This window comes from Pseudomonas sp. EpS/L25 (assembly GCF_001512295.1).
In the GTDB taxonomy this organism is placed as follows: Bacteria; Pseudomonadota; Gammaproteobacteria; order Pseudomonadales; family Pseudomonadaceae; genus Chryseomonas.
Window position 1 is genome coordinate 336,745 of sequence record NZ_LNUP01000015.1, and the last position, 6,213, is coordinate 342,957.

At 66.3% G+C, this 6,213-nt stretch carries 5 protein-coding genes; 2 read left to right on the forward strand and 3 right to left on the reverse strand.

What is annotated here, in order from left to right; all coding sequences use genetic code 11:
* Positions 1 to 49: 49 nt before the first annotated feature.
* Together AR540_RS18105 and AR540_RS18110 are read right to left on the reverse strand one after the other, a co-directional pair.
* Positions 50 to 433 carry a PaaI family thioesterase gene (locus tag AR540_RS18105; RefSeq protein ID WP_059230664.1) on the reverse strand — a complete coding sequence of 128 codons (384 nt, stop codon included), beginning with the start codon at positions 431 to 433 and terminating at the stop codon, positions 50 to 52.
* A 2-nt stretch (positions 434 to 435) separates the two neighbouring features.
* Positions 436 to 2,754 carry a Tex family protein gene (locus AR540_RS18110; RefSeq protein ID WP_059230667.1) on the reverse strand — a complete coding sequence of 773 codons (2,319 nt, stop codon included), beginning with the start codon at positions 2,752 to 2,754 and terminating at the stop codon, positions 436 to 438.
* A gap of 175 nt (positions 2,755 to 2,929) precedes the next feature.
* On the opposite strand from AR540_RS18110, the gene ompR reads away from it, so the two are divergent.
* Positions 2,930 to 3,664 carry an osmolarity response regulator transcription factor OmpR gene (gene ompR, locus AR540_RS18115; protein ID WP_058767818.1) on the forward strand — a complete coding sequence of 245 codons (735 nt, stop codon included), beginning with the start codon at positions 2,930 to 2,932 and terminating at the stop codon, positions 3,662 to 3,664.
* A gap of 40 nt (positions 3,665 to 3,704) precedes the next feature.
* On the opposite strand, the gene AR540_RS18120 is transcribed toward ompR, so the two are convergent.
* On the reverse strand, positions 3,705 to 4,577 hold the full coding sequence (locus AR540_RS18120) for an undecaprenyl-diphosphate phosphatase (protein WP_059230669.1): 873 nt from the start codon (positions 4,575 to 4,577) through the stop codon (positions 3,705 to 3,707).
* Between the two features lie 137 nt (positions 4,578 to 4,714).
* Between AR540_RS18120 and AR540_RS18125 the strand changes: the two genes are divergently transcribed.
* Positions 4,715 to 6,034 (forward strand): HAMP domain-containing histidine kinase, encoded by a 1,320-nt coding sequence (locus AR540_RS18125; RefSeq protein ID WP_059230671.1) that lies wholly within the window; start codon positions 4,715 to 4,717, stop codon positions 6,032 to 6,034.
* Positions 6,035 to 6,213: the final 179 nt, after the last annotated feature.

Genomic DNA, 6,213 nt, shown 5'->3' on the forward strand with positions numbered 1-6,213 from the left:
GGCGGCAAAGGGCGATATGCGCCGCTTCGCCGCTACCCGAACCGGCCGATCACAGGCAGGCGAAGGTCGCCTGGGCCAGGGCGATCAACTTGTCACCCTGATGCACCTTGGCTTCCAGCACGTGGGTCTTGCGTCCGGGATGGATTACCTGGGCGCGGCAGACCAGTTCACCTTCGCTCACGCCGCGCACGTAGTTGACCTTGCACTCCAGGGTCACGCTGCCGGGACGGCCGTCGAACAGGCTGTGGCTGGCCTGGCCCAGGGCGGTGTCGATCAGCGAGAAGAGCGCGCCGCCGTGCAGCTTGCCGTGCAGGTTGATGAGCTGCTCCTGCACGCTCATGCGCACCTCGGACTCGCCCTGTTCGGCCTTGTGGATGGTCATGCCCAGCAGGGTGCTGAAGGCGCTGTCCTTGCCTACGGGAGAACCGCTCATGCTCACTTCCTCAGTTGTTTGGCATTGGCGAACAAAGACGCCATGGCGTTGTTGGCTGGGGCCGGTTGGGTCTGCCGTGGCGCGCCCTTGTCGGCGCGGGGCTTGCCGCCATTGCCGCGCGCCTGGCCGCCAGGCTTGCCGTCGACCTTCTCGCCGGGGGTGTCGCCCATGCGCATGGATAGCCCCACACGATTGCGCGGCACGTCTACCTCCATCACCTTGACCTTGACGATGTCGCCCGCCTTGACCACCTCGTAGGGATCCTTGACGAACTTCTCCGACAGGGCGCTGATGTGCACCAGGCCGTCCTGGTGCACGCCGATGTCGACGAAGGCACCGAAATTGGTGACGTTGGTGATGACGCCCTCCAGCACCATGCCGGGCTTGAGGTCGGAAAGCTTCTCCACGCCCTCCTGGAACACCGCCGTCTTGAATTCCGGGCGCGGGTCGCGACCCGGCTTGTCCAGTTCCTGGAGAATGTCGGTCACCGTCGGCAGGCCGAAGGTCTCGTCGGTGAACTTCTTCGGATCCAGGCGCTTGAGGAAGCCCGAGTCGCCGATCAGCGAGCGGATGTCGCGGCCGGTGTCGGCGGCGATGCGCTGCACCAGCGGATAGGTCTCCGGATGCACCGCCGAGGCGTCCAGCGGATTGGCGCCGCTCATCACGCGCAGGAAGCCGGCGGCCTGCTCGAAGGTCTTGTCGCCCAGCCGCGGCACCTTCTTCAAGGCATCACGGGTGGCGAAGGCGCCATTGGCGTCGCGGAATTGCACGATGTTCTGCGCCAGGGTGGCATTCAGGCCGGAAATCCGCGCCAGCAGGGCGGCGGAGGCGGTGTTCACGTCCACGCCCACGGCGTTCACGCAGTCTTCCACCACGGCGTCCAGGCTGCGCGCCAGCTTGAGCTGGGAGACGTCGTGCTGGTACTGGCCAACGCCGATGGACTTGGGCTCGATCTTCACCAGCTCGGCCAGCGGGTCCTGCAGGCGGCGGGCGATGGACACGGCGCCGCGCAGGGAGACGTCCAGGTCGGGGAATTCCCGGGCGGCCAGTTCCGAAGCGGAATACACCGAGGCGCCGGCTTCGCTGACCATCACCTTGGTCAGGCCCAGGCCCGGATACTTGCTGATCAACTCGCCAGCCAGCTTGTCGGTCTCGCGGCTGGCGGTGCCGTTGCCGATGGCGATCAGGTCGACGCCATGCTTGGTGCAGAGCACGCCCAGGGTGGCCAGGGTCTGGTCCCATTGGTTCTTCGGCGCATGCGGATAGACGGTGTCGGTGGCCAGCAGCTTGCCGGTGGCATCCACCACGGCGACCTTGCAACCGGTACGCAGGCCCGGGTCCAGCGCCAGGGTGGTGCGCGGACCGGCCGGCGCGGCCAGCAGCAGGTCGTGCAGGTTGCGGGCGAACACCGCGATGGCTTCGTCCTCGGCCTTCTCGCGCAACTCGCCGAACAGATCGGTTTCCAGGGAGGTGTAGAGCTTGACCTTCCAGGTCCAGCGCACCACCTCGGCCAGCCACCTGTCCGCGGCGCGCCCTTCGTTCTTCAGGCCGAAGTGCGCGGCGATCAGCCCCTCGCAGGGATGGGTGATGCCCGGGCCTTCTTCGCCGAGCTTGAGCGCGGCGCTGAGGATGCCCTCGTTACGCCCGCGGAAGATCGCCAGGGCACGGTGCGACGGCACGGCCTTGAAGGGCTCGTCGTGCTCGAAATAGTCGCTGAACTTGGCGCCCTCGGTCTCTTTGCCGGGGATCAGGCGGGCGCTGAGGATGGCGTCCTGCTGCAGCACGCCACGCAGGCGGGCCAGCAGGTCGGCGTCTTCGGCGAAGCGCTCCATGAGGATGTACTTGGCGCCTTCCAGGGCGGCCTTGACGTCTGCCACGCCCTTGTCGGCGTCGACGTAGGCGGCCGCTTCGCTCTCCGGATTCAGCGTCGGATCGCCCAGCAGGGCGTCGGCCAGCGGGCCGAGGCCGGCTTCCAGGGCGATCTGGCCCTTGGTACGGCGCTTCTGCTTGTAGGGCAGATAGAGGTCTTCCAGGCGCGTCTTGGTATCGGCCAGGTTGATCTCGCGGGCCAGCTCCGGGGTCAGCTTGCCCTGTTCCTCGATGCTGGCCAGTACCGCCGCGCGACGGTCTTCCAGCTCGCGCAGATAGCGCAGGCGTTCCTCGAGATGACGCAGCTGGGTGTCGTCCAGGCTGCCGGTGACTTCCTTGCGGTAACGGGCGATGAAGGGCACGGTCGACCCTTCGTCGAGCAGGGCCACGGCGGCGGCGACCTGTTGCGGGCGGGCGCCGAGCTCTTCGGCGATGCGGCTATTGATATCCATCGGGCTACCTGGCTTGCACGAGAAAAAGCGGGCGGCAGTATACCCGAGCCCGCCGGGCCGCCGCTTCCTGTGCCACCGCCGCCGCCCGCGAGCGGGCAAAATCTGCTAACAATGGCTCAACGCCGCTGTCGCATGGCCTACGGCATAATCCAGTGCTAGATCACAAGGAGCTATCATGAGCACCACCGCTGCCCCGGAAGGTGAAAAGATCCTGGTCGTCGACGACGACGCCCGGCTACGCCGCCTCTTGGAGCGTTTTCTGGCCGAACAGGGCTATCGCGTCCGCACCGTCGAGAGCGCCGAGCAGATGGACCGTCTGCTGGCCCGCGAGGTTTTCAACCTGGTCGTTCTCGACCTGATGATGCCCGGCGAAGACGGCCTATCCGCCTGCGGTCGCCTGCGCGAGAGCGGCAATCGCATCCCCATCATCATGCTGACTGCCAAGGGTGATGAGGGCAGCCGGATCCAGGGCCTCGACCAGGGGGCCGACGACTATCTGGCCAAGCCCTTCAACCCGCTGGAACTGGTGGCCCGCATCAAGGCTGTGCTGCGCCGTCAAGCCCCCGTGGTGCCCGGTGCTCCCGCCGGTACCGACGAGGTGGTGACCTTCGGCGACTATGCCCTGCATCTGGCGACCCGCGAGCTCAAGCGCGGCGAAGAGACCCATATGCTCACCACCGGTGAATTCGCCGTGCTCAAGGCGCTGGTCGACCATGCCCGCGAGCCCCTGACCCGCGACAAGCTGATGAACCTGGCCCGGGGTCGCGAGTGGGACGCCCTGGAACGCTCCATCGACGTCCAGATCTCCCGTCTGCGCCGGATGATCGAACCCGACCCGTCCAAGCCACGCTACATCCAGACCGTCTGGGGAGTAGGCTACGTCTTCGTGCCGGACGGCGCCGGCAAGTAGGGCCGGTAGCCGGGGCATCGCGCCCCGGCTAGGCAATGGCTCAGGCGAACAGCCCTTGATGCACGCCCACCAGCAGGAAGATTCCCAGTAGCGCGCGATAGATGATGAAGGGCCAGGTCGAGAAACGCTCCAGAAAGCGCATCAGGCCCCAGATCGCCGCGAATGCCGACAGGCTCGCCACCAGCAATCCCACCAGCAGCAGCGACCAGGCTTCGGCCGGGATGTGCGCGTGCCAGAGCACCACCAGCTCCTTGAGTCCGGCCAGGGCGATGGCCGGCAGGCCGAGCAGGAAGGAAAAGCGCGCGGCTTCTTCACGACGCAGATCGAGGAACATGGCCGCGGTCAGGGTCGAGCCCGAGCGGGACACACCCGGAATCAGCGCGCCTACCTGGGCAATCCCCACGATCAGCGCATCGCGCAGGCGCATCTGCGAAATATCACGATTGTGTCGGCAGAGGCGTTCCGCCAGGGCGAGCAGCACGGCCATACCCAGGCAGGCATAACCGATCACGCTGAGGCCGCGCAGTGGCGAGTCGCAGGCGTTGAGCAGGGGAGCCAGCAGGAGTCCCGCGATGCAGATGGGAATGGTCGCCAGCACGATCATCACCGCCAGCAGGAAGTCCGGGCTGTTGAAGTCGCGCTGGCGAACCGCCGTCAGGCTGCCGCGGGTGACCCCGCTGACATCACGCCAGAAATAGCTGATCACCGCCGCCAGGGCCGCCATCTGCATGGCGGCGGAAAAGGCTGAACCGGGATCGCGCCAGCCGAGCAGGGCCGGCACCACCCGCATGTGCGCGGTGGACGAAATGGGCAGCAGCTCGGTGATACCCTGCACCACCCCGAGAAAGGCGATCTGGGCGTAGCTGAGCGAGGCGAAGCCGATGTCCAGGCCGGTCTGGCAGATGTCGGACACGAGAGAACTCCAGGTCGAAGGAAAGGAATGGGCGAGCAAATGTATCCGAATATTTCCATGTCTGGCTGTCTATCTGGGCCCTGCACCGCCAGAGGTTGTGATGGCTTTCGCGCCCTTTTGCCGCGGAAGTTGGCTCGATGAAGGCGCCCAGCTGGTTTCCCCAGAGTTTCTTCGCCCGCTCGCTGTGGATGGTCCTGCTCGCGGTGCTCTTCTCCAAGGCGTTGACGCTGGTCTATCTGCTGCTCAACGAAGACGTCCTGGTCGACCGCCAGTACAGCCACGGCGCCGCCCTGACGCTCAGGGCCTACTGGGCCACGCCGGAAACCGAGCGACCGCGGATCGCCCAGGCCGCCGGACTGCGCTACGAATCGCCGGAAACCGTACCGGCCGGGGAATATCACTGGCCCTACAGCGAGATCTTCGAACGCCAGATGAAGCAGGAACTGGGTGAGGACACCGAGGTGCGGGTGCGTGTCCAGCATGGTCCGGCCATGTGGGTTCTGGCGCCAACCCTTGGTCCTGACTGGATCAAGATTCCGCTGATGGCCCATCCCCTGCGTGGCCAGCACATCTGGAGCGTGCTTGGCTGGTTCCTGGCCATCGGACTGCTGTCCACGCTCGCCGCCTGGGTCTTCGTCCGCCAGCTCAACCAACCCCTGCGGCGTCTGGTGAATGCCGCGCGCGAGCTGGGCAAGGGCCGCAGCGTGCGCTTGCCCGAGACCGATGCTCCCAGCGAAATTCAGGACGTCTATCACGCCTTCAACCAGATGGCCGAGGACGTCGAACAGGCCGGCCGCGAGCGCGAGCTGATGCTGGCCGGGGTCTCCCACGACCTGCGCACGCCCCTGACCCGGCTGCGCCTAGCGGTGGAGCTGATGCCGCCGGCCGAGCGCGAAGAGGCCGAGGACATGATTCGTGACATCGAGGACATGAACGCCATCCTCGATCAATTCCTTGCCTTCGTCCGCGACGGCCGTGACGAACCCCAGGAGCTCACCAATATCAATGAGCTGGCCCGTCAGGTAGTGGCGCCCTACAACCAGGAAACGGAGCGGGTACGGCTGATGCTGGACGTCCTGCCGCCCCTGCCGGTGCGGCGCATTTCCTTCAAGCGACTGCTGACCAACCTGGTGGAAAACGCCCTGCGCCATGGCGGTGGTGGTGCTATCGAGGTAGTCGGCCAGGTGGCCGGTTCGGCGACGGCGCCCTATGTGGCGCTGAGCGTGATGGACCGTGGCCCCGGCATCGACCCCAAGGACCTGCAGGACATCTTCAATCCCTTCACTCGCGGCAATCGCGCCCGCACCGTCAGCGGTTCGGGGCTGGGGCTGGCCATCGTCAAGCGTATCGCTGCCCAGCACGGCGGCAGCGCCGAACTGCGCAATCGTGAAGGGGGAGGGGTGGAGGCTCGGGTACTGCTGCCCCTCGGCCTGCTGCTGCCTCGCAGCGCCAGCTGATCTTTCGGCCATGGCGGAGCTACACCTGAGCCTGTAGGAGCAACTGTCTTACCGCGGCCATGGGCCGCTTGTGTCTTGGCTTGCCGTTAGGATGGAGGTGAGAGCAGCAGGGGGCAGGCTGTAGGGCCGCAGTGTTTCGAGCACGTGTAGGAGCCGGTCCCGCCCCCTGCTGACCTCTG

What these genes read in the sequence shown, in the direction of transcription:
- ompR (WP_058767818.1), top strand. Translation starts at nt 2,930, where the DNA reads ATGAGCACCACCGCTGCCCCGGAAGGTGAAAAGATCCTGGTCGTCGAC.
- AR540_RS18125 (WP_059230671.1), top strand. Translation starts at nt 4,715, where the DNA reads ATGAAGGCGCCCAGCTGGTTTCCCCAGAGTTTCTTCGCCCGCTCGCTG.
- AR540_RS18105 (WP_059230664.1), bottom strand. Translation starts at nt 433, where the DNA reads ATGAGCGGTTCTCCCGTAGGCAAGGACAGCGCCTTCAGCACCCTGCTG.
- AR540_RS18110 (WP_059230667.1), bottom strand. Translation starts at nt 2,754, where the DNA reads ATGGATATCAATAGCCGCATCGCCGAAGAGCTCGGCGCCCGCCCGCAA.